This is a genomic window from Kluyvera sp. CRP (assembly GCF_019930565.1).
Classification (GTDB): domain Bacteria; phylum Pseudomonadota; class Gammaproteobacteria; order Enterobacterales; family Enterobacteriaceae; genus Kluyvera; species Kluyvera georgiana_A.
Genome location: NZ_CP082841.1, coordinates 849,203 through 871,851, shown reverse-complemented (window position 1 = coordinate 871,851; position 22,649 = coordinate 849,203). Strand labels below are relative to the sequence as shown.

At 56.1% G+C, this 22,649-nt stretch carries 19 protein-coding genes; 12 read left to right on the top strand and 7 right to left on the bottom strand.

The genetic code is table 11. The features are described from left to right. The first annotated feature begins 7 nt into the window (after positions 1–7). Positions 8–2,170, top strand: a complete 2,163-nt coding sequence (gene uvrD / locus K7B04_RS03965) for a DNA helicase II (protein WP_065357473.1) — start codon at positions 8–10, stop codon at positions 2,168–2,170. A 356-nt stretch (positions 2,171–2,526) separates the two neighbouring features. After that, the gene (gene corA / locus K7B04_RS03960) at positions 2,527–3,477 is read left to right on the top strand and encodes a magnesium/cobalt transporter CorA (RefSeq protein ID WP_064546451.1); all 951 of its coding nucleotides are present in this window, start codon (positions 2,527–2,529) and stop codon (positions 3,475–3,477) included. Positions 3,478–3,519: 42 nt separating this feature from the next. Here the strand turns inward: corA and rarD are convergent, their stop codons facing one another. After that, positions 3,520–4,413, bottom strand: coding sequence for an EamA family transporter RarD (rarD, locus tag K7B04_RS03955; RefSeq protein WP_163448176.1), 894 nt, complete (start codon positions 4,411–4,413; stop codon positions 3,520–3,522). A gap of 50 nt (positions 4,414–4,463) precedes the next feature. Continuing rightward, positions 4,464–4,931, bottom strand: a complete 468-nt coding sequence (yigI, locus tag K7B04_RS03950; RefSeq protein ID WP_106929870.1) for an acyl-CoA thioesterase YigI — start codon at positions 4,929–4,931, stop codon at positions 4,464–4,466. 161 nt (positions 4,932–5,092) lie between these two features. Between yigI and pldA the strand changes: the two genes are divergently transcribed. From pldA to rhtC, 3 genes are all read left to right on the top strand, one after another. Further along, the gene (pldA, locus tag K7B04_RS03945) at positions 5,093–5,959 is read left to right on the top strand and encodes a phospholipase A (RefSeq protein ID WP_163448177.1); all 867 of its coding nucleotides are present in this window, start codon (positions 5,093–5,095) and stop codon (positions 5,957–5,959) included. A 118-nt stretch (positions 5,960–6,077) separates the two neighbouring features. Further along, positions 6,078–7,907: an ATP-dependent DNA helicase RecQ gene (gene recQ, locus K7B04_RS03940; protein ID WP_223803522.1), complete on the top strand. Its 1,830-nt coding sequence runs from the start codon at positions 6,078–6,080 to the stop codon at positions 7,905–7,907. Positions 7,908–7,987: 80 nt separating this feature from the next. Further along, on the top strand, positions 7,988–8,611 hold the full coding sequence (rhtC, locus tag K7B04_RS03935; protein WP_065357470.1) for a threonine export protein RhtC: 624 nt from the start codon (positions 7,988–7,990) through the stop codon (positions 8,609–8,611). A 47-nt stretch (positions 8,612–8,658) separates the two neighbouring features. On the opposite strand, the gene K7B04_RS03930 is transcribed toward rhtC, so the two are convergent. Both K7B04_RS03930 and rhtB read right to left on the bottom strand, forming a co-directional pair. Further along, positions 8,659–9,543 (bottom strand): Rpn family recombination-promoting nuclease/putative transposase, encoded by an 885-nt coding sequence (locus K7B04_RS03930; protein WP_223803521.1) that lies wholly within the window; start codon positions 9,541–9,543, stop codon positions 8,659–8,661. 154 nt (positions 9,544–9,697) lie between these two features. Further along, positions 9,698–10,318 (bottom strand): homoserine/homoserine lactone efflux protein, encoded by a 621-nt coding sequence (gene rhtB / locus K7B04_RS03925; RefSeq protein WP_064546461.1) that lies wholly within the window; start codon positions 10,316–10,318, stop codon positions 9,698–9,700. A gap of 109 nt (positions 10,319–10,427) precedes the next feature. Here rhtB and pldB point away from each other — a divergent pair, with 109 nt between their 5' ends. The 3 genes from pldB (at position 10,428) to K7B04_RS03910 (ending at position 13,247) form a co-directional block, all read left to right on the top strand. Continuing rightward, positions 10,428–11,420 carry a lysophospholipase L2 gene (gene pldB, locus K7B04_RS03920; protein WP_167577155.1) on the top strand — a complete coding sequence of 331 codons (993 nt, stop codon included), beginning with the start codon at positions 10,428–10,430 and terminating at the stop codon, positions 11,418–11,420. A 41-nt stretch (positions 11,421–11,461) separates the two neighbouring features. After that, on the top strand, positions 11,462–12,262 hold the full coding sequence (yigL, locus tag K7B04_RS03915) for a sugar/pyridoxal phosphate phosphatase YigL (RefSeq protein ID WP_163448182.1): 801 nt from the start codon (positions 11,462–11,464) through the stop codon (positions 12,260–12,262). Positions 12,263–12,347: 85 nt separating this feature from the next. Then, a complete protein-coding gene (locus K7B04_RS03910) occupies positions 12,348–13,247 on the top strand; it encodes a carboxylate/amino acid/amine transporter (RefSeq protein WP_163448183.1) in 900 nt (299 codons plus the stop codon). On the opposite strand, the gene metR is transcribed toward K7B04_RS03910, so the two are convergent. Beyond that, positions 13,135–14,088: an HTH-type transcriptional regulator MetR gene (metR, locus tag K7B04_RS03905; protein ID WP_163448184.1), complete on the bottom strand. Its 954-nt coding sequence runs from the start codon at positions 14,086–14,088 to the stop codon at positions 13,135–13,137. The two genes, K7B04_RS03910 and metR, sit on opposite strands and share 113 nt — an antisense overlap. Positions 14,089–14,205: 117 nt before the next feature. Here metR and metE point away from each other — a divergent pair, with 117 nt between their 5' ends. After that, entirely contained in the window at positions 14,206–16,467 is a 2,262-nt protein-coding gene (gene metE / locus K7B04_RS03900; protein WP_223804120.1) for a 5-methyltetrahydropteroyltriglutamate--homocysteine S-methyltransferase, read from the top strand. A 50-nt stretch (positions 16,468–16,517) separates the two neighbouring features. On the opposite strand, the gene K7B04_RS03895 is transcribed toward metE, so the two are convergent. Together K7B04_RS03895 and K7B04_RS03890 are read right to left on the bottom strand one after the other, a co-directional pair. Continuing rightward, on the bottom strand, positions 16,518–17,981 hold the full coding sequence (locus K7B04_RS03895) for a family 1 glycosylhydrolase (protein ID WP_163448185.1): 1,464 nt from the start codon (positions 17,979–17,981) through the stop codon (positions 16,518–16,520). 434 nt (positions 17,982–18,415) lie between these two features. Beyond that, complete coding sequence (locus K7B04_RS03890) at positions 18,416–19,228, bottom strand: dienelactone hydrolase family protein (protein ID WP_163448186.1); 813 nt, start codon at positions 19,226–19,228, stop codon at positions 18,416–18,418. Positions 19,229–19,465: 237 nt separating this feature from the next. Here K7B04_RS03890 and udp point away from each other — a divergent pair, with 237 nt between their 5' ends. From udp to ubiE, 3 genes are all read left to right on the top strand, one after another. After that, positions 19,466–20,227, top strand: coding sequence for a uridine phosphorylase (gene udp / locus K7B04_RS03885; RefSeq protein ID WP_064546475.1), 762 nt, complete (start codon positions 19,466–19,468; stop codon positions 20,225–20,227). Positions 20,228–20,367: 140 nt separating this feature from the next. Further along, positions 20,368–21,777, top strand: coding sequence for a DNA recombination protein RmuC (rmuC, locus tag K7B04_RS03880; RefSeq protein WP_223803520.1), 1,410 nt, complete (start codon positions 20,368–20,370; stop codon positions 21,775–21,777). A 100-nt stretch (positions 21,778–21,877) separates the two neighbouring features. After that, positions 21,878–22,633, top strand: coding sequence for a bifunctional demethylmenaquinone methyltransferase/2-methoxy-6-polyprenyl-1,4-benzoquinol methylase UbiE (ubiE, locus tag K7B04_RS03875; protein WP_064546477.1), 756 nt, complete (start codon positions 21,878–21,880; stop codon positions 22,631–22,633). Positions 22,634–22,649 lie beyond the last annotated feature (16 nt).

Sequence of the window (22,649 nt, the reverse complement as noted above, 5' to 3'; positions counted from 1 at the left end):
GGTGCCAATGGACGTTTCTTACCTGCTCGACAGCCTCAACGATAAACAGCGCGAAGCCGTCGCGGCGGAGCGAACCAACATGCTGGTGCTCGCCGGGGCAGGCAGCGGTAAGACGCGCGTACTGGTGCACCGCATCGCCTGGCTGCAAAGCGTCGAGAACTGCTCGCCGTACTCGATTATGGCGGTGACCTTCACCAACAAAGCGGCGGCGGAGATGCGCCACCGTATTGCCGAACTGATGGGCACCTCGCAGGGCGGCATGTGGGTCGGCACCTTCCACGGGCTGGCGCACCGTCTGCTGCGTGCGCATCACCTGGACGCCGGGTTGCCGCAGGATTTCCAGATTCTCGATAGCGAAGATCAGCTGCGCCTGCTCAAACGCCTGATTAAGGCGATGAACCTTGATGAAAAACAGTGGCCGCCACGCCAGGCGATGTGGTTTATCAACAGCCAGAAAGACGAAGGGCTGCGTCCACACCATCTGCAAAGCTACGGCAACCCGGTCGAACAGACCTGGCAGAAGGTCTATCAGGCCTATCAGGAAGCGTGCGACCGCGCGGGACTAGTGGATTTCGCTGAACTGCTGCTGCGCGCCCACGAGCTGTGGCTCAATAAGCCGCACATCCTCCAGCACTACCGCGAACGCTTTACCAATATCCTGGTGGACGAATTCCAGGATACCAACAACATTCAGTACGCCTGGATCCGCCTGCTGGCGGGCGACACCGGTAAGGTAATGATCGTTGGCGACGATGACCAGTCGATCTACGGCTGGCGTGGGGCGCAGGTGGAGAACATCCAGCGCTTCCTCAACGATTTCCCCGGTGCCGAAACCATCCGCCTGGAGCAGAACTACCGTTCGACCAGCAACATTCTGAGCGCGGCGAACGCCCTGATTGAAAACAACAACGGGCGTCTGGGCAAAAAGCTGTGGACCGATGGCGCCGACGGCGAGCCGATCTCGCTCTACTGCGCGTTCAACGAACTCGACGAAGCCCGCTTCGTGGTCAACCGTATTAAAACCTGGCAGGACAACGGCGGCGCGCTGGATCAGTGTGCCATTCTCTATCGCAGCAACGCCCAGTCGCGTGTGCTGGAAGAGGCCTTGTTGCAAGCCAGCATGCCGTATCGTATCTATGGCGGGATGCGCTTCTTCGAACGTCAGGAAATCAAAGATGCGCTCTCGTACCTGCGCCTGATTGCCAACCGCAATGATGACGCGGCATTCGAACGTGTGGTGAATACGCCAACCCGCGGCATTGGCGACCGTACGCTGGACGTGGTGCGCCAGACCTCGCGCGATCGCCAACTGACCTTGTGGCAGTCCTGCCGTGAGCTGCTGCAAGAGAAAGCGCTGGCTGGCCGTGCCGCGAGCGCTTTACAGCGCTTTATGGAGCTGATTGACGCGCTGGCACAGGAAACGGCCGATATGCCGCTGCACGTGCAGACCGATCGGGTGGTCAAAGATTCCGGCCTGCGCATGATGTACGAGCAGGAAAAAGGCGAAAAGGGCCAGACGCGTATCGAAAACCTGGATGAACTGGTGACGGCAACGCGCCAGTTCAGCTACAACGAAGAAGACGAAGATTTAATGCCGCTGCAGGCGTTTTTGTCTCATGCGGCGCTGGAAGCCGGGGAAGGTCAGGCCGATACCTGGCAGGATGCGGTACAGCTGATGACCCTACACTCGGCCAAAGGTCTGGAGTTCCCGCAGGTGTTTATCGTCGGGATGGAAGAGGGGATGTTCCCAAGCCAGATGTCGCTGGATGAAGGCGGCCGTCTGGAAGAAGAGCGCCGCCTGGCCTACGTTGGCGTCACCCGTGCGATGCAGAAGCTGACGCTAACCTATGCCGAAACCCGCCGTCTGTATGGTAAAGAGGTTTATCATCGCCCGTCGCGTTTCATCGGCGAACTGCCGGAAGCCTGCGTGGAAGAGGTGCGTCTGCGCGCGACCGTCAGCCGTCCGGTGAGCCATCAGCGGATGGGGACGCCGATGGCCGAGAATGATACTGGCTACAAACTTGGCCAGCGCGTGCGCCACGCCAAGTTTGGCGAGGGCACCATCGTCAACCTGGAAGGCAGCGGTGAACACAGCCGTTTGCAGGTCGCGTTCCAGGGGCAGGGAATTAAATGGCTGGTGGCGGCCTACGCCAGGCTGGAAACAGTATAACTTTCAGAAAAATATCATTATTTTGTAACGATCTGCTAGCCTTACGGAAGAGAAGGTAATTAATCCTGGTTAGCGTTTCGTTGCGTGTTGACGCCGTTTTTTTGCTGGCGTAACATGCGCGCACGATTACGCTAAGAGGACAAAGCCTTGGACACACCCAGTAGATGCTGGCTCACCTTCCTGTCATTCAGGAACAACTCCTAAGGCTATCCTCGTATGCTGATAGCCTTAGCGGTTGTCAGCGACCCGTATTTTATCCCGTCGCATTGAGTCAGGCTGTTTAATGGTCTGAAACCCCTGTAGTTTCTGTGTGCCCACCGGCTGTCCGATAATTTTTTGCATTGGGAGTCCCGGTCATGCTGAGCGCATTTCAACTGGAAAATAATCGTTTAACGCGTCTGGAAGCGGACGAAATCGAACACCTCGCCAGCTCGGTGTGGGTCGATTTAGTCGAGCCTGACGACGACGAACGAAACCGTGTGCAAAAGGATTTGGGCCAGAACCTGGCCACGCGCCCCGAACTGGAAGACATCGAAGCATCCGCACGTTTTTTTGAAGACGAAGACGGCCTGCATATTCACTCCTTCTTCTTTTACGAAGATGCGGACGATCACGCCGGTAACTCCACCGTCGCATTCACCATCCGCGAAGGGCGACTGTTTACCCTGCGCGAGCGCGAGCTGCCGGCGTTCCGCCTGTATCGTATGCGCGCACGTAACCAGGCGATGGTCGATGGTAACGCCTACGAGCTGTTGCTGGACCTGTTCGAAACCAAAATCGAACAGCTGGCGGATGAAATTGAAAACATCTACAGCGACCTGGAAAAGCTGAGCCGCGTGATTATGGAAGGTCACCAGGGTGACGAGTATGACGAAGCGCTGTCCACGCTGGCCGAGCTGGAAGATATCGGCTGGAAGGTTCGTCTGTGTCTGATGGATACCCAGCGCGCACTGAACTTCCTCGTGCGCAAGGCGCGTTTACCGGCCAGCCAGCTGGAGCAAGCGCGCGAAATCCTGCGAGATATCGAATCCCTGTTGCCACACAACGAATCGCTTTTCCAGAAGGTTAACTTCCTGATGCAAGCGGCGATGGGCTTTATCAACATCGAGCAGAACCGCATCATCAAGATCTTCTCGGTGGTATCCGTGGTGTTCCTGCCGCCAACGCTGGTGGCTTCGAGCTATGGGATGAACTTTGAGTTTATGCCGGAATTGAAGTGGAGCTTTGGCTACCCAGGGGCAATTATCTTTATGATTCTGGCAGGGCTTGCGCCGTATCTGTACTTTAAGCGCAAGAACTGGCTGTAATGGTTGTGCCGGAGAAAGCGTCGCCGCCCTCCGGCCACTTCTTTAACCTCGACGACCGCGTCTCTGCGTATAAATCGCATCCATCACGAAAATCGCCAGCGCCACCCAGATAAAGGCAAAGGTCACCATCTTATCCGCTCCCGGTACCTCACCGTAGAACATCACCGCCAGCAGGAACATCAGCGTTGGACCGATGTACTGGAAAAAGCCCAGCGTGGAAAGGCGCAGACGTGTAGCCGCACCGGTAAAGCACAGCAACGGAATGGTGGTCACCACGCCGGCGGCAATCAGCAGCAGATTCAACGACCACGGGTTGTTACCCATGTGGCTGGTGGCGCTGTCGGCGATGCCGAACAGATAAATGGCCGCCACCGGCAGCAGCCAGAGCGTTTCGAACAGCATCCCGGTTTGCGCATCGACGGCAATTTTCTTACGTACCAGGCCGTAGAAGGCGAAACTGAACGCCAGGCCCAGCGCGATAATCGGCAGCGAGCCGAAGGTCCACAACTGTACCAGCACGCCACAGATAGCCAGAATCACCGCCAGCCACTGCATGCGGCGGAAGCGCTCGCCGAGGAAAATCATTCCCAGCAGAATATTCACCAGAGGGTTAATGAAATAACCTAGGCTGGCTTCCAGCATGTGGTGGTTGTTCACCGACCAGATAAACAGCAGCCAGTTACCGCCGATCAGCACCGCCGACAGCGCCAGCAGAAAGACCTTTTTCGGGGTTTTCAGCAGTGTGCGCACCTGCGGCCATTGGCGACTGATGCTAATCAAGGCCACCATAAAGAAAAACGACCAGATGACGCGGTGGGTCAGGATCTCATCGGCAGGGACGTAGTAAATCAGCTTGAAGTAGGCTGGAGCGATGCCCCAGATGAAATAGGCGGCAAGAGCGAGAAGTACGCCCTGACGCGTTTGTTTGGGATCCATGTGAAACATCCATTACGAAAAAGTCATGTAATGTTACGCGATTCTGGCGGTTATCCCACCATATAAGTCGCCGTCGCGCTGGCAATATGCGTTTTCTCTTCGTTATGTAGCTCAACGCGCGCCACAGCAACCTTGTTCCCGGCGCGCAGCAGCGTACTGCTGGCGGTAAAGCGTGTGCCGCGACCTGGACGCAGATAGTCGACGCGCAGATCGATGGTGCCCATTTTCGACAGCCTCTGGCGCAGCTCGTCTTCATTAATGGTGTCGTGGCGCGTCAACGTGCTGCCTACGCACACCAGCCCGGCGGCCACGTCCAGCGCTGAGGCGATCACACCACCGTGCAGAATGCTTTGCGCCCAGTTTCCTACCATCATCGGTTGATTGTTAAAGCTCAGCTGCGCAAAGGCTTTTTCGTAGACTTCCAGCTCCAGATTCAGCGCGCGGTTAAACGGCATATGGTAGACAAAGATTTCCCCAACCAGCTTGAGCGCGTCGGCGGCGGTGAGTTCGGCAGACATAATGACCTTACTTTTGCTTGTTAATAAAATGTTGATTTTATGCCGAATGAATGTTGATTTCTACTTTCGGAAAGGTTTGATGAGCAAGAACAACGTAAAAAGGTAGAATGAATGTCATTTTGTTATTCATTGTTTTTATATATCTCAGGGGAAAGTGACTGATGCGATTCTCAAGGAGTGGGTTACTGGCGTTGCTGCTGCCTGCCTCGGCGCTGGCGCAGGAAGCGACGATTAAGGAAGTACATGATGTGCCGGCGGTGCGTGGCAGTATTATTGCCAACCTGCTGCAGGAGCATGACAATCCGTTCACGCTCTACCCTTATGAAAGCAACTACCTGCTGTATACCTGGACCAGCGACCTCAATAAAGAGGCGATTCGCTCCTACGACTGGGCTGAGAACGCGCGTAAGGACGAGGTGAAGTTTCAGCTGAGCTTGGCTTTCCCGCTGTGGCGCGGCATCCTGGGAGATAACTCGGTGCTGGCGGCGTCCTACACGCAGCGCTCCTGGTGGCAGCTTTCTAACAGCGGCGAATCTGCGCCGTTCCGCGAAACTAACTACGAGCCGCAGATGTTCCTCGGCTTTGCCACCGACTATCGCTTTGCCGGCTGGACGTTGCGCGATGTAGAGTTCGGTTTTAACCATGATTCGAATGGTCGATCCGACCCGACTTCGCGCAGTTGGAATCGCCTGTATACGCGACTGATGGCGCAAAACGGCAACTGGCTGGTGGAAGTCAAACCCTGGTATGTGATCGGCGAAACCGACGATAATCCGGACATCACCAAATATATGGGATACTACCGGCTGAAAATTGGTTATCAGCTGGGTGATGCGGTGCTGAGCGCGCAAGGCCAGTACAACTGGAACACCGGCTACGGCGGCGCGGAGCTGGGCGTCAGCTACCCCATCAGTAAACATGTGCGCGTCTATACTCAGGTCTACAGCGGCTACGGTGAATCGCTTATTGATTACAACTTCAACCAAACCCGCGTTGGGGTGGGTGTGATGCTTAACGACCTGTTTTAACAGGGTATCCGACGGTTTGTTGCGAGCATGACCGAAGGATTTCGTCTAAAACATTGCAGTTTGGCACGCAGGCGCTGAAAATAGCGCCTGTTTTTATTTTCAGGTAAATGGGGTCAACGTGGCACAGGCGGAAGTTATTAATCAGGAATCGCTGGCTAAACAGGTTTTGCAGGAGACCTTTGGCTATCAGCAATTCCGCCCGGGCCAGGAGACCATCATCGATACCGTGCTTAGCGGACGCGACTGCCTGGTCGTGATGCCGACTGGCGGCGGCAAATCCCTTTGTTATCAGATTCCTGCGCTGGTAATGGATGGCCTGACGGTGGTGGTTTCACCGCTGATCTCGCTGATGAAAGACCAGGTCGATCAGCTGCTGGCAAACGGCGTGGCGGCGGCGTGCATTAACTCCACGCAGACCCGTGAACAGCAGCAAGAGGTGATGGCCGGCTGCCGCATCGGGCAGATTCGCCTGCTCTATATCGCCCCCGAACGCCTGATGCTGGATAACTTCCTTGAGCATCTGGCACACTGGAACCCGGTGATGCTGGCGGTCGATGAAGCGCACTGTATTTCGCAGTGGGGACACGACTTCCGTCCGGAATACGCCGCCCTGGGACACCTACGCCAGCGCTTCCCGGCGCTGCCATTTATGGCGCTGACTGCCACCGCCGACGACACCACCCGCAGCGATATCGTGCGCCTGCTGGGGCTTAACGATCCCCTGATTCAAATCAGTAGCTTCGACCGGCCTAACATTCGCTACATGCTGATGGAGAAGTTTAAGCCGCTCGACCAGCTGATGCGCTATGTGCAGGAGCAGCGCGGTAAATCCGGCATTATCTACTGTAATAGCCGCTCGAAGGTGGAGGACACCGCCGCGCGTCTGCAAAGCCGGGGAATTAGCGCCGGAGCCTATCATGCCGGGCTGGACAATGACGTGCGCGCTGACGTGCAGGAGAAATTCCAGCGCGATGACCTGCAAATCGTGGTCGCGACCGTCGCGTTTGGTATGGGCATCAACAAGCCTAACGTGCGCTTTGTGGTGCACTTTGATATTCCTCGCAACATCGAATCCTACTATCAGGAGACTGGCCGCGCCGGGCGTGATGGCCTGCCTGCGGAGGCGATGCTGTTTTACGATCCGGCGGATATGGCATGGCTGCGCCGCTGTCTGGAAGAAAAGCCAGAAGGCATGCTGCAGGATATCGAGCGGCATAAGCTTAATGCGATGGGGGCCTTTGCCGAAGCGCAAACCTGCCGTCGCCTGGTGCTGCTGAATTACTTCGGCGAAGGACGTCAGGAGCCGTGCGGCAACTGCGATATCTGCCTCGACCCGCCAAAGCAGTACGACGGCGTGCAGGATGCGCAGATTGCGCTGTCGACCATTGGCCGGGTGAACCAGCGCTTTGGCATGGGCTACGTGGTGGAGGTGATTCGCGGCGCGAACAGTCAGCGTATCCGCGAGTTCGGCCACGATAAGCTGAAGGTCTACGGGATGGGGCGTGATAAAAGCCATGAGCATTGGGTTAGCGTCATTCGCCAGCTGATCCACTTAGGCTTTGTCACGCAAAATATCGCCCAACACTCAGCTCTCCAGCTCACGGATGCCGCGCGCCCGGTGCTGCGCGGTGAAGCGCCGCTGCAGCTTGCCGTGCCGCGTATTGTGGCGCTGAAGCCGCGCGTGATGCAGAAAGCGGCGGTCGGCAACTATGACAAGCAACTGTTCGCCAAGCTGCGCAAGCTGCGTAAAGCCATTGCCGATGAAGAAAATATCCCACCGTACGTTGTCTTTAACGATGCGACCTTGATTGAAATGGCCGAGCAGATGCCGGTTTCGCCGAGCGATATGCTCAGCGTCAACGGCGTGGGAACGCGTAAGCTTGAGCGTTTTGGCCGCGAGTTCCTGGCGCTGATTCGCGCTCACGTTGATGGTGACGATGAAGAGTAGTCAGTTGACGGAAAAAGTGTCAGGATAGTCACTCACTGTACTATTTTCCGCGAATTTATCGTCCCGTTGGTAGGTCTATCATGATAACGCTATTTCTTACCGTGGCGCTGGTGCACATCATTGCGTTGATGAGCCCGGGTCCAGACTTCTTTTTTGTCTCGCAGACTGCTGTCAGCCGCTCGCGTAAAGAGGCGATGATGGGCGTGCTGGGGATTACCTGCGGCGTTATGGTCTGGGCGGGCGTGGCGCTGCTTGGCCTGCATTTAATTATCGAGAAGATGGCGTGGCTGCATACCATTATCATGGTCGGGGGCGGCCTGTATCTGTGCTGGATGGGCTACCAGATGCTGCGCGGGGCGTTGAAGAAAGAGAAAGCATCGACGGAATCCGAACCGCAGGTTGAACTGGCGCAGGGTGGACGCAGCTTTATGAAGGGGCTGCTGACCAACCTGGCGAATCCGAAAGCGATTATCTACTTTGGCTCGGTGTTCTCACTGTTCGTCGGCGACAGCGTCGGTGCCGGGGCTCGCTGGGGCATTTTCCTGTTAATTATCCTGGAAACGCTGGCGTGGTTCACCGTGGTTGCCAGCCTGTTTGCGCTGCCGGCGATGCGTCGCGGCTATCAGCGCGCGGCGAAGTGGATTGACGGCGTGGCAGGGACATTGTTTGCCGGGTTTGGCATTCATTTGATTATTTCGCGCTAACCATGTTGGCCCACTCGACGACGTGTTTCCGGGTGGGCTGCGTTATTTCAGCGCTTGAGCTGCTGTAGCTCATCCACTGAAAGGCCGGTGATTTCCATGATTACACGATGTTCAAACCCTCGCGCCAGCATGGCTTTTGCTACATCCTGCATTGCGCTGTGTTTTCCTTCCTTTCGTCCAATCATCTTCAACTCTTCTGCCATGGTCATGAATTTATCTCCATGCTCCGGCACGCGCTGTGCCAGCCCATACAATAGTTTCTGAACGTTTCGAGCTTGCCCCGCCCGCACCATGTAGTTTACCAGGACGATTATTTGTTGTCCGCTCAACAGTCCTGATACGAACAAACTGGCGAGTTTATCCTCCAGCTGCGCCATGTCCCGGAGACGGATATGCTTTTGGACTAGCGTAAGCGCGGCCATACTGCGATGTTGCATAATTTCTTCGTCAGGAATGGTGGTGATATCGACGAGTGGAAAAGCATGGCTGTAAAGCTGGCGTGCCGCATTCGGATCGTGAAATTCATCCAGCCAGTTCAGCGTCCAGGGATAGGGGCTGCGCTTGCCGTGATAGAACAGAATAGGGATGACCAACGGTAGTTTCTTATGACCTGCATTGAGATGCTGCTGCATCGCCGCTACGGCGTAGCGTAGCAAGCGAAAAGCCATATGTTTGTCCGGCGAGCTCTGGTGCTCGATAAGAACATGGATATAGCCGCGCCCGGTTGTGGTTTGCAGGGAATAGAGAATATCGTTGAAGTAAGGACGCAGGTCGTCTTCAATAAAACTTCCTGACTCTAAGCGCAGCGTCTCCAGTTTGCACAGTTTTATCAGCGCTGGCGGTAGGTGAATTTCGATAAAATCCCGCGCGGTTTCCACGCGGGAAAGAAACGTTTTGAAGACCGCATCATGCGGTGAGGCAGCTTCCGCCATCGTTCGTCATCCTTGAATGAGAAGGTCTGGCGGCATTCTGGCACTGACGCGTCCGCGCCAATAGCGGAGATCTAAAACCGTTTTCGGCTATGCGTGCGGCCTCGTGCCAATTTGTCGGCTGGCAACGTTGATGACAAAAAACTGCGAGCGGCTTTCACGCATGTCTTGCCGAAGCCAGCAGCGCGCCAACCAGCATAAACAGCGAACCGAACACCTTATTCAGCGCCTTCATTTGTTTCGGCCCTTTAATCCATGCTGAAATGCGCTGCGCCAGCGTGGCGTAGCCAATCATCACAATGATGTCGACCACGATGGTGGTGACCCCAAGGACGAGGTACTGCATCACCTGCGGCTGGTGCGGCACGATAAACTGGGGGAACAGCGCAGCCAGGAACACAATGCTTTTTGGGTTGGTCAGGTTAACGAACACCGCGCGCTGGAACAGCTTGCCGCGCGATTGCGTTTTGGCCAGCGTTTTCAGGTCAATAGAGCCTGCCGCGCGCCACTGCTGGATACCCAGCCAGATAAGATATGCCGCGCCCGCCCATTTCAGTACTTCAAAGGCCAGCACCGAGCGGGAGAACAGGGTGCCCAGACCGATACCTACCAACACGATATGGATAGCCAACCCGGCCTGCAACCCGGCAATTGATGCCGCTGCGCCACGGTAGCCGTGGTTGATGGAGGTGGTCATCGTATTGATCGCCCCTGAGCCCGGTGAGAGGCTAAGAATTATGGATGTTAGCAGGTAGGCGAACCACCATTCGAAGGTCATGAGAAACTCCCTGATTGTCTGTTTTTATGCCACAATACGCTATTGTCCAGACGTTGTGTGAGACGTCACGAAAAAACAATTTTCAGCGGTTAACAGGGGTGGAAGCCCGATGTTTCAACAGCAAAAGGATTGGAATACAAGAGAAAACGCGTTTGCTGCGTTTACCACCGGCCCGTTGATGGACTTCTGGCGTGGACGGGAAGAGGCGGAGTTTGTCGGCGTCGATCGCGTTCCGGTACGATTCGTACGTTTCAGCCTGCCCGCGCATGACCGGGTTATCGTGGTTTGCCCGGGGCGAATTGAAAGCTACGTGAAGTATGCTGAACTGGCATACGATCTTTTCCACAGCGGTTTTGATGTCCTGATTATCGACCACCGCGGCCAGGGGCGTTCCGGGCGTATGTTGTCCGACACCCATCGTGGCCACGTGGCGAAATTCAGCGACTACGTCGACGATCTTGCCGCCTTCTGGCAGCAAGAGATTGTGCAGGGGCGTTGGCGTCAGCGGTTTATTCTCGCCCATTCCATGGGAGGGGCGATTGCGACGCAGTTTTTACAGCGCAATCCGCAGGGCTGTGATGCTCTCGCGCTTTGTGCGCCGATGTTCGGTATTATCATGCGTCTGCCAGAATGGGTTGTGCGGCCGCTTCTCGATTGGGCTGAGGGCCATCAGCGTCTTCGTGAAGGGTATGCAATGGGAACAGGCCGATGGCACGCGCTGCCGTTTAGCCTTAACGTATTGACCCATAGCCGCGAACGTTATCGTCGCAACGTGCGTTTTTACGCCGATGAACCCCGGCTGCGTGTGGGCGGGCCGACGTACCACTGGGTCAGAGAAGGCATTCTGGCAGGAGAACAGATCCTTGCCGACGCCGCAAACGACGCGTTTCCTGTGCTGCTGATTCAGGCAGAAGAAGAACGCGTGGTGGATAACCGCATGCACGATCGTTACTGCGCCCTTCGCGCGGAGGCGGGCCACCCTTGTGAGGGCGGTAAACCGCTGGTCATCGAAGGCGCCTATCATGAGATCCTTTTTGAAAAGGACGCTATGCGCTCAGTAGCACTCAATGCCATCGTCGATTTTTTTGGTCGACACCCTTAATTCGGCGCCAGCGCCGCACTTTTTAGAGGTTAAATTCGAATATGTACCAGGTAGTCGCATCTGATTTAGATGGCACCTTACTCTCTCCTGACCACCACTTAACGCCGTACGCTAAAGAGACCTTGAAGCTACTGACCGAGCGTGGCCTGAACTTCGTGTTCGCCACTGGCCGTCACTACATTGACGTCGGCCAGATTCGCGATAATCTGGGGATCAAATCCTACATGATTACCTCCAACGGCGCGCGCGTGCACGATGCCGACGGCAAGCAGGTCTTCGCTCACAACCTCGATCGCGATATCGCGGCCGATCTCTTCGGCATCGTCAATGCCAACCCGGATATTGTGACTAATGTCTATCGTGATGACGAATGGTTTATGAACCGCCACCGCCCCGAAGAGATGCGTTTCTTCAAAGAAGCGGTATTCAACTACACCCTGTATGAACCGGGTCTGCTGGAACCGGAAGGCGTGAGCAAGGTGTTCTTCACCTGTAACGACCACGAAACGCTGCTGCCGCTGGAGCAGGCGATCAACGCCCGTTGGGGCGATCGCGTAAACGTGAGCTTCTCGACGCTGACCTGTCTGGAAGTGATGGCGGGAGGCGTGTCGAAAGGTCACGCGCTGGAAGCGGTGGCGAAGGCGATGGGCTATACGCTGAAAGACTGTATCGCCTTTGGCGATGGCATGAATGATGCCGAAATGCTGTCGATGGCGGGTAAAGGCTGCATCATGGCCGGCGCGCACCAGCGTCTGAAGGATCTGCATCCGGACCTCGAAGTGATCGGGTCAAACGCCGATGATGCGGTACCGCACTACCTGCGCGATATGTACCTGCGATAAAAATTGACGACTGGCTATTTAGTAGTCAGTTGTCAACCTCCAACTCCGCTACAATGCATGTTCATTTTCCAATCGGACATTCATTGTGGCGCTCCTGATTATTACCACGATTCTGTGGGCCTTTTCGTTCAGCTTTTACGGCGAATACCTTGCCGGGCATGTGGATAGCTATTTTGCGGTGCTGGTGCGCGTGGGCCTGGCGGCGCTGGTGTTCCTGCCGTTCCTGCGCACGCGCGGACATAGCCTGAAAACCGTCGGGCTATATATGCTGGTGGGGGCGATGCAGCTGGGCATCATGTACATGCTGAGCTTCCATGCCTATCTCTATCTGACGGTCTCCGAGCTGCTGCTGTTTACCGTGCTGACGCCGCTCTATATCACGCTGATTTATGACCTGATGAGTGGACGCCGTCTGCGCTGGAGCTACGCTTTTAGCGCACTGCTGGCGGTGATCGGCGCGGGCATTATTCGTTACGACCACATCACCAGCCACTTCTGGACCGGTCTGATTCTGGTGCAGTTATCGAACATCGTCTTTGCCATCGGTATGGTGGGCTATAAACGCCTGATGGAGACCCGACCGATGCCGCAGCATAACGCCTTTGCCTGGTTTTATCTCGGGGCGTTTCTGGTCGCGGCGGTGGCCTGGATGCTGCTCGGCAACGCGCAGAAAATGCCGCAAACCCTGCCGCAGTGGGGAATTCTGGTATTCCTGGGCGTCGTTGCGTCGGGGATTGGTTACTTTATGTGGAACTACGGCGCCACGCAGGTGGATGCGGGCACCTTAGGTATTATGAACAATATGCATGTGCCTGCGGGGCTGCTGGTTAACCTGGCAATCTGGCACCAACAGCCTCACTGGCCGAGCTTCCTCACAGGTGCGGCTGTGATCCTGGCCTCGCTGTGGGTGCATCGGCACTGGGTCGCTCCGCGTTCTTCACAAACGGCAGATGATCGCAAGCGTGGTTCCGCGCTGAACGAATAAACGCATCCATCACCGGCTGACGCTGCTCGCCATCGCGCACGGCGGCGTACAGTCGGCTCCATAGACCTTCGCCCAGGGTTTTGGTCACCACCAGACCCTGGCGCTCAAAACTCTCCACCACCCAGTGCGGCAGGGCGGCAATGCCCATCCGCGCGGCCACCATCTGAATCAGCAGTAACGTGTTATCCACGCTTTTCAGCTGTGGGCTAATACCTGCTGGCTGGAGGAAATGACGCCAGATATCCAGACGCTGACGCTGTACCGGATAAATCAACAGCGTTTCTGCCGCCAAATCTTCTGGCGTAATGCGTGCTTTGGCCGCTAATGGGTGATCCGGCGCCAGAATCAGGCGCACTTCATAATCAAACATCGGTGAATAGTGCAGACCGCTACGCGGCAGGATGTCGGAGGTCAGCACGATATCCAGTTCGCTTTGTTGTAGCGCCGGCTGTGGGTCGAAGGTGACGCCGGACTTAAAGTCCATCTCCACCTGTGGCCACTGCTTATGGAAGTTTTCCAGCGCGGGCGTCAGCCATTGAATACAGCTATGGCACTCAATGGCGATGCGCAGCGTTGCCTGCTGCGGTTCGTTACAGGCCTGAAGCGCCTGGGTAATTTGTGGCAACACCTGATTGGCCAGTTGCAGCAGAATCTCGCCCTGCGGCGTAAACCGTAGTGGCTGGCTCTTGCGGACAAAAAGTCGAAAGCCGAGGCGCTGCTCCAGATCGCTGAACTGGTGGGAGAGGGCGGATTGCGTCTGATGCAACGTCGCCGCTGCTGCTGCGAGCGACCCGCAGCTCCGCAACGCCTGGAGCGTTTTCAGATGTTTAATTTCAATCATGAAAGTCCTTCACTTCGGCATGAACAATTTGCGCTTGAGGATTATACAGTACATTCACATTATGGATGTGTAAACATCTGGACGGCTAAAACACAAAAAATCCATGAGAGGCATATGATGACTATCCTGAACCACACCCTCGGTTTTCCTCGCGTTGGCCTGCGTCGCGAGCTAAAAAAAGCGCAAGAAAGCTACTGGGCGGGTAACGCCTCCCGTGAAGAACTGCTGGCTGTAGGCCGCGAGCTGCGTGCCCGCCACTGGGATCAGCAGAAGCAGGCGGGCGTTGACCTGCTGCCGGTGGGCGATTTCGCCTGGTATGATCACGTCCTGACCACCAGCCTGCTGCTCGGCAACGTTCCGGCTCGTCATCAAAATAAAGATGGCTCTGTCGATATCGACACCTTATTCCGCATTGGCCGTGGCCGCGCACCAACGGGTGAACCCGCGGCGGCGGCAGAAATGACCAAATGGTTTAACACCAACTATCACTACATGGTGCCGGAGTTCACCAAAGGTCAGCAGTTCAAACTGACCTGGACCCAACTGCTGGATGAAGTGGACGAAGCGCTGGCGCTCGGTCACAAGGTGAAGCCTGTGCTGTTGGGACCGGTAACTTATCTGTGGCTGGGGAAAGTGAAGGGCGAACAGTTTGACCGCCTGAGCCTGTTGAACGATATTCTGCCGGTTTACCAGCAGGTGCTGGCTGAGTTGGCGAAACGCGGTATTGAGTGGGTGCAGATTGATGAACCTGCGCTGGTACTGGAGCTGCCGCAAGCGTGGCTGGATGCTTTTAAACCGGCTTATGACGCCCTGCAAGGCCAGGTGAAGCTGCTATTGACCACCTACTTCGAAGGTGTAACGCCAAACCTGGATACCATTACCGCGCTGCCGGTGCAGGGGCTGCACGTTGACTTCGTGCACGGCAAAGATGATGTCGCCGAGCTGCATAAACGTCTGCCTGCCGACTGGCTGCTGTCAGCGGGTCTGGTAAACGGTCGCAACGTCTGGCGTGCCGATCTCAGCGAAAAATATGCGCAAATTAAAGATATCGTCGGCAAACGTGACCTGTGGGTGGCTTCCTCCTGCTCTCTGCTGCACAGCCCAATCGATCTCAGCGTGGAAACCCGCCTTGATGCAGAAGTGAAGAGCTGGTTTGCCTTCGCGCTGCAAAAATGTGGCGAGCTGGCGCTGCTGCGCGATGCGTTGAACAGCGGCGATACGGCGGCAATTGTGGAATGGAGCGCACCGATCCAGGCGCGTCGTCACTCTACCCGCGTACACAACGCCGCAGTGGAAAAACGTCTGGCGGCGATCACCGCCCAGGACAGCCAGCGCGCCAACGCTTACCCGGTTCGTGCTGAAGCACAGCGTACCCGTTTTAATCTGCCGGCATGGCCGACCACGACTATCGGCTCATTTCCGCAAACCACCGAAATTCGCGGCCTGCGTCTGGACTTCAAAAAAGGCAATCTTGATGCTGCGCACTATCGCACCGGTATTGCGGAGCATATCAAACAAGCGATCGTTGAACAGGAACGTCTGGGGCTCGATGTGCTGGTGCACGGTGAAGCCGAGCGTAACGACATGGTGGAATATTTTGGCGAACACCTGGACGGTTTCGTCTTTACCCAAAACGGTTGGGTGCAGAGCTACGGCTCTCGCTGCGTGAAGCCGCCGGTGGTGATTGGCGATGTCAGCCGCCCGGAAGCGATCACCGTTGAGTGGGCGAAGTACGCGCAGTCGCTGACCGACAAACCGGTAAAAGGCATGCTGACCGGTCCGGTGACCATTCTTTGCTGGTCCTTCCCGCGCGAAGACGTGACGCGTGAAACCATCGCGAAGCAGATTGCGCTGGCGCTGCGTGATGAAGTGGCGGATCTGGAAGCTGCGGGCATCGGTATTATTCAGATTGACGAACCGGCGCTGCGCGAAGGTCTGCCGCTACGTCGCAGTGATTGGGCGGCGTATCTGGCGTGGGGCGTGGAAGCCTTCCGCATTAACGCGGCGGTGGCGAAGGATGAAACCCAGATCCACACCCACATGTGTTATTGCGAGTTCAATGACATCATGGACTCCATTGCCGCGCTGGACGCGGACGTGATCACCATTGAGACCTCTCGCTCTGATATGGAACTGCTGGAATCGTTTGAAGAGTTCGACTATCCGAACGAAATCGGGCCGGGCGTCTACGACATTCACTCGCCGAACGTCCCGAGCGTGGAGTGGATTGAAGCCCTGCTGAAGAAAGCCGAGCAGCGTATTCCCGCTGAGCGTCTGTGGGTGAACCCGGACTGCGGCCTGAAAACCCGCGGCTGGCCGGAAACGAGGGCGGCGCTGGCTAACATGGTCAAAGCAGCGCAGAATCTGCGTCAGGCGTAAGTCACGGAGGGCAGGCGTTATGCCTGCCCGTCCATCAACCGGCAGGTCGCTTAGCTCATGTCAGCGCCATTGCTGGCAATCACTCTCTGATACCACCAGAAAGAGTCTTTGCGCAGACGCTGGAGAGATCCGTTGCCTTCGTCGTCCTGATCAACATAGATAAAACCGTAACGTTTTGACATCTGCGACGTGCCAGCGCTGATGATATCGATACAACCCCAGGTGGTGAATCCCATCACCTCCACCCCTTCATGAATGGCGGCCAACGTTTGCTCAAAGTGGGCGCGGAAATAGTCGATACGGTAATCATCGTGAATTTTACCGTCCACCACCACGTCTTTCGCGCCCAGGCCATTTTCAACGATAAATAGCGGCTTCTGGTAGCGGTCATACAGCTCAAGCAGCGAAATTTTCAGGCCAAGGGGGTCAATCTGCCAGCCCCATTCCGAGGCGGGCAGGTAGGGATTTTTCACGCCCAGCACGGTGTTGCCGGGAATACGTTCAGCATCGGGCTGCGTTGATTCGGTCATCGACATGTAGTAGCTAAAAGAGACGAAATCGACGGTATGCTGTTTTAAAATGTGGCGATCTTCATCATGCATGACAATCTCAATGCCGCGACGTTCAAGATCGCGCAGGATCAGCGGCGGATATTCGCCAAACACCTGTACGTCGGCATAGAAGTAATTTTCGAGATTCTTCTTCAGCGTCGCCTCGACATCCTCCGGGCGGCAGCTGTGCGGATAGGTGGTGAGCTTGGTCAGCATGCAGCCGACCTGGCTACCGGGGATAATCGCATGGCAGTCGCGGGTGACCAGCGCGGACGCGACAAACTGGTGATGTAGCGCCTGGTAGATATCTTGTTTTGCCTTGCCCGGCGCGCTTTTCTCTTCGCGGATCCCGGCGGTAGTAAACGGGTGGCGATGAATACTGTCGATTTCGTTAAACGTCAGCCAGTAGCGCACCAGATCTTTATAGCGCTCGAAGCACACCTTGCTGAAACGTACGAAGGCATCCACGACGTTTCGGTGCACCCAACCGTTATACTTTTCACTGAGCGCCAGCGGCATTTCATAGTGCGAAAGCGTAACCAGCGGCTCGATGTGATGGCGGCGCAGCTCACGGAACAGGTCTTCATAAAATTGCAGCCCCGCCTCGTTCGGCTCGGCGTCTTCGCCGGTGGGGAAGATGCGCGACCAGGCGATGGAGACGCGCAGAACCTTAAAGCCCATTTCGGCGAACAGCGCGATATCCTCCTTATAGTGATGATAAAAATCAATGCCGCGACGTTTCGGATACAACGCATCGTTTCGGCCCAATTGCGCATCCTGTACGTTTTCATCCGTCAGCGCGGCGTGGCCGGCATAGTCCTTCAACGACAGGTTGGGTTTCCAGGAGATGGCATCGGCGACCGATGGCCCTTTACCCGCCACGTTCCATGCCCCTTCGGCCTGATTTGCGGCGATCGCGCCGCCCCATAAAAACCCCTGCGGAAACGAGAGAGATTTTGCCATTACACGGACTCCTTAAGCGTCATAATAATCTGCGGGTTGGAATGTTTTTCGTCGTGGCCGTTCTGCGACAGTGTGAAGCGTTCGCCGTAGGTTACCACCATCGCAAACATGTGGGTCACCGTCCCGCTCGCAGGCCCCTGTGAAGGAGATGATTTTGCGAGAGAAAACATCGTCGTTAACTTTTTCAGGGGAATAATTTGCCCTTCAACGGGGTGAATAAACGTGAGCGAGCCCGCTTTTTCGGCAGCCTTGTTGTGCCGCCCACCAGGGCGATGATATCCAGTGCCGTCTGTACAGGGTTCATGTCGGGTCCATGCCAGCAGAGCAAAAAAAGACCTGAAGCCGAACGTCTCTCGAAAGAGATGATCGGCTTCAGGTCTTGCCTGTGGAGCATCGTGATACGCCTGTGCTTACCACGCTGAACGGCGAGCGGCTTAACCCTTTTTACCGTTGTACTGCGCGAACCACGCTAGCATGCGCTGCCAGCCATCTTTGGCTGACTCTTCATGATAGCTGGGACGGTAATCGGCGTTAAATGCGTGCCCGGCCTCGGGATAAACCACGATTTCCGCTTTCGCGTTCGCTGCACGTAGCGCATGGCGCATGGTTTCCACGGTATCAAGCGGAATGCCGGTATCTTCGCCGCCGTACAGACCGAGCACCGGGGCGCTGAGATCAACCGCCACGTCGACCGGGTGTTTAGGGCTGTTCAGCGATTTATCGCCCACCAGTCGGCCATACCAGGCGACGGCTGCCTTAAGCTGCGGGTTATGCGCAGCATACAGCCACGCAATGCGCCCGCCCCAGCAGAAGCCGGTAATTGCCAGGCGGTTGGCGTCGCCGCCGTTGCGGGCCGCCCAGCTGGCGACATGATCGAGGTCAGCCAGCACTTGCGCGTCGGGCACTTTGCTGACCAGACCGCTGAACAGCGACGGAATGTCGTCATAATCGTTCGGATCGCCCTGGCGGAAATAGAGCTCCGGCGCAACGGCCAGATACCCCTCCAGAGCCAGACGTCGGCAGATATCACGGATGTGTTCGTGGACGCCAAAAATCTCCTGCACTACGATGATTACCGGAAGCGGCGCATCGCTGTGTTTTGGTCGAGCGTGGTAGGCGGGCAGCAGATCGCCTTGTGACGGAATGGAGGTTTCTCCCGCCGTAATCGCCTCTTCGGGCGTATGAACGATGGTCGAGGCATGAGGTGAAGCCGCAGGGGCAAATCCAGGTTGTTTGTTGGTTGTCATGGCATTCTCCGTACCCTTTTAATGAACGCATAGCCGAATTACAGTGCCTTAATGCGGCGCATTTTTGTGCAGCAGGAATTAACAATAACTTGTTAATGTGATGTAAATCACTAATTGCGTGGAATTTAATGTAATATTTTTAATTCTTAGTGATGGTAATCACGAAAAAGAGTTGTGGTCTTCTATAAAGTACATTTTTGCTTCTTCTGACAAAACTGAACCACAGAGGAGTTCTTTATGTCCAAGTCTGATGTTTTTCATCTCGGTCTCACTAAAAATGACTTACAAGGGGCCACGTTAGCGATTGTCCCTGGTGACCCGGAGCGTGTGGAAAAGATCGCCGCGCTGATGGAAAAGCCGGTCAAACTGGCATCTCATCGTGAATTTACCTCCTGGCGTGCCGAACTCGACGGCAAGCCGGTGATCGTGTGCTCTACCGGTATCGGTGGCCCATCAACGTCTATCGCCGTGGAAGAGCTGGCGCAACTGGGTATCCGTACCTTCCTGCGCGTGGGCACCACCGGGGCGATTCAGCCGAACATCAACGTCGGTGACGTGCTGGTGACGACTGCTTCCGTCCGTCTGGACGGCGCGAGCCTGCACTTTGCGCCGATGGAATACCCGGCCGTTGCTGATTTCGCTTGTACCACCGCGCTGGTTGAAGCGGCGAAATCTGTGGGTGCAACCACCCACGTGGGCGTAACCGCCTCTTCCGACACCTTCTACCCGGGGCAGGAACGTTACGACACCTTCTCTGGCCGCGTGGTGAAAGCCTTCAAAGGCTCCATGGAAGAGTGGCAGTCTATGGGTGTCATGAACTACGAAATGGAATCGGCCACGCTGCTGACCATGTGTTCCAGCCAGGGTCTGCGTGCGGGGATGGTTGCCGGCGTTATCGTTAACCGTACCCAGCAGGAAATTCCAAACGCAGAGACCATGAAGCAGACCGAAAGCCACGCGGTGAAAATCGTGGTGGAAGCGGCGCGCCGCCTGCTGTAATTTCCCCTCCCTTTGTGAAAGGCCGACTTGTTCGGCCTTTTTCTTTTTGCGTAGACGCTCGCAGGAAACTGCTTTAAAACTGGACGTTTATACAGCACAATCCTATTTTTTGCAGATAACCGGTTTATGCAGGGGGCATTGTGGATATTGCCGTGGTGATTTATGCGCTGGTGGCGCTGGCGGGGATCGCGATTGGCTGGCTGGCGGCGAGCTATCGCGTGGCGCAGCAGCGCGCGGAGCAGTTAGCGGAAGAGCGTGATGTGTACGGTGAGCTGAGCGCGGCGAAGCAGCAGATTGCCCAGAATAGCCACTGGCGTGAAGAGTGCGAACTGCTCAATAACGAACTGCGTAACCTGCGGGAAATCAACTCGTCGCTGGAAGTCGATCTCCGCGAAGTCACGACGCTGCTGGAAACCACCCGTCAGCACGGCGATGAAAAATACCGCCTGATGCTCAACAGCGAGCAGCGCCTGAGCGAACAGTTTGAAAACCTCGCCAACCGCATCTTTGAACAGAGCAACCGCCGCGTTGATGAACAGAATCGGCAGAGTCTGCACGGCCTGCTTACGCCGTTGCGCGAGCAGCTCGACGGTTTTCGCCGCCAGGTGCAGGAGAGCTTTGGCCAGGAGGCGAAAGAGCGCCATACGTTGGCCTATGAAATTCGTAGCCTGCAAGAGATGAGCGGCAGGATGATGCAGGAAGCGGTCAACCTGACCCGAGCGCTGAAGGGTGACAACAAAACCCAGGGCAACTGGGGCGAAGTGGTGCTAACCCGCGTACTGGAGGCTTCCGGCCTGCGGGAAGGGCACGAATACGAAACCCAGGTGAGCATCAATACCGATGCCAATTCGCGCATGCAGCCTGATGTGATCGTCCGCCTGCCGCATCGCAAAGATGTGGTGGTCGACGCCAAAATGACGCTGGTGGCCTACGAGCGCTACTTTAACGCTGATGATGACTACACCCGCGAAGCCGCGTTGCAGGAACACATTGCCGCGGTGCGTAACCATATTCGCCTGCTGGGGCGCAAAGACTACCAGCAGTTGCCGGGCCTGCGTTCGCTGGACTACGTGCTGATGTTTATCCCCGTTGAGCCGGCTTTCCTGTTGGCGCTTGACCGCCAGCCAGAGTTAATCAGCGAAGCACTGAAAAACAATATTATGCTGGTGAGCCCCACTACGCTGCTGGTGGCGCTGCGTACCATTGCTAACCTGTGGCGCTATGAACATCAAAGCCGCAATGCGCAACATATTGCTGAACGAGCCAGCCGCTTATATGACAAAATGCGCCTTTTCGTGGACGACATGTCGGCCATCGGCCAGAGCCTCGATAAAGCCCAGGATAACTACCGTCAGGCGATGAAAAAACTGACCAGCGGGCGCGGCAACCTGCTGACGCAGGCCGAAGCCTTCCGCCACCTTGGCGTAGAGGTGAAGCGCGAGATTAATCCGGATTTGGTTGAGCAAGCGACGGCGCAAGACGATGATTTTCGTCTGCGTGACGACACCGACATGAATGATGACAATCCGTTAGCTGCAGAACGCCGTTAATCCGGCGTCGGAACGGATTTCGTAACGGGGTGGAATCGTAGGGCAATTGCGCCCAATCTGTTACACTCCATGAACATTTTCTTGATAAGCAGGCATAGAGATGGTTGAGGATTCACAAGAAACGACGCACTTTGGCTTTCAGACAATCGCCAAATCACAGAAAGAAGACATGGTGGCGCATGTATTCCATTCTGTCGCCGCAAAATACGATGTAATGAACGATCTGATGTCATTCGGGATTCATCGTCTATGGAAGCGTTTTACCATTGATTGCAGCGGCGTGCGCCGTGGACAGACGGTTCTTGATCTGGCGGGCGGCACCGGCGACCTGACGGCGAAATTCTCGCGCATGGTGGGTGAAACCGGCCGTGTGGTGCTGGCGGACATCAACGACTCCATGCTGAAAATGGGGCGTGAGAAGCTGCGCAATATCGGTGTGGTCGGCAACGTGGAATACGTGCAGGCCAACGCGGAAGCGCTGCCGTTCCCGGATAACACCTTTGACCTGATCACCATCTCTTTCGGTCTGCGTAACGTCACCGACAAAGACAAAGCGCTGCGTTCCATGTACCGCGTGCTGAAGCCGGGCGGACGCCTGCTGGTGCTCGAATTCTCCAAGCCGGTTTTCGACCCGCTGAGCAAAGCCTACGACGCCTATTCATTCCACATTCTGCCGCGTATTGGCGAAGCGGTGGCTAATGATGCCGACAGCTATCGCTATCTGGCGGAATCTATCCGTATGCATCCGGATCAGGACACGCTGAAAGAGATGATGCAGAACGCCGGGCTGGAAAACGTTGATTACTACAACCTGACGGCAGGGATTGTCGCGCTGCACCGTGGCTATAAATTCTGATAAGTGGGGGGCCGCT

Bases quoted from the DNA above. Each gene is read 5' to 3' on its own strand.
- yigL (WP_163448182.1), top strand. From the start codon at position 11,462: ATGTACCAGGTAGTCGCATCTGATTTAGATGGCACCTTACTCTCTCCT.
- rhtC (WP_065357470.1), top strand. From the start codon at position 7,988: ATGATAACGCTATTTCTTACCGTGGCGCTGGTGCACATCATTGCGTTG.
- metR (WP_163448184.1), bottom strand. From the start codon at position 14,088: ATGATTGAAATTAAACATCTGAAAACGCTCCAGGCGTTGCGGAGCTGC.
- K7B04_RS03930 (WP_223803521.1), bottom strand. From the start codon at position 9,543: ATGGCGGAAGCTGCCTCACCGCATGATGCGGTCTTCAAAACGTTTCTT.
- rarD (WP_163448176.1), bottom strand. From the start codon at position 4,413: ATGGATCCCAAACAAACGCGTCAGGGCGTACTTCTCGCTCTTGCCGCC.
- pldB (WP_167577155.1), top strand. From the start codon at position 10,428: ATGTTTCAACAGCAAAAGGATTGGAATACAAGAGAAAACGCGTTTGCT.
- uvrD (WP_065357473.1), top strand. From the start codon at position 8: ATGGACGTTTCTTACCTGCTCGACAGCCTCAACGATAAACAGCGCGAA.
- K7B04_RS03890 (WP_163448186.1), bottom strand. From the start codon at position 19,228: ATGACAACCAACAAACAACCTGGATTTGCCCCTGCGGCTTCACCTCAT.
- rhtB (WP_064546461.1), bottom strand. From the start codon at position 10,318: ATGACCTTCGAATGGTGGTTCGCCTACCTGCTAACATCCATAATTCTT.
- pldA (WP_163448177.1), top strand. From the start codon at position 5,093: ATGCGATTCTCAAGGAGTGGGTTACTGGCGTTGCTGCTGCCTGCCTCG.
- yigI (WP_106929870.1), bottom strand. From the start codon at position 4,931: ATGTCTGCCGAACTCACCGCCGCCGACGCGCTCAAGCTGGTTGGGGAA.
- metE (WP_223804120.1), top strand. From the start codon at position 14,206: ATGACTATCCTGAACCACACCCTCGGTTTTCCTCGCGTTGGCCTGCGT.
- ubiE (WP_064546477.1), top strand. From the start codon at position 21,878: ATGGTTGAGGATTCACAAGAAACGACGCACTTTGGCTTTCAGACAATC.
- corA (WP_064546451.1), top strand. From the start codon at position 2,527: ATGCTGAGCGCATTTCAACTGGAAAATAATCGTTTAACGCGTCTGGAA.
- K7B04_RS03895 (WP_163448185.1), bottom strand. From the start codon at position 17,981: ATGGCAAAATCTCTCTCGTTTCCGCAGGGGTTTTTATGGGGCGGCGCG.
- udp (WP_064546475.1), top strand. From the start codon at position 19,466: ATGTCCAAGTCTGATGTTTTTCATCTCGGTCTCACTAAAAATGACTTA.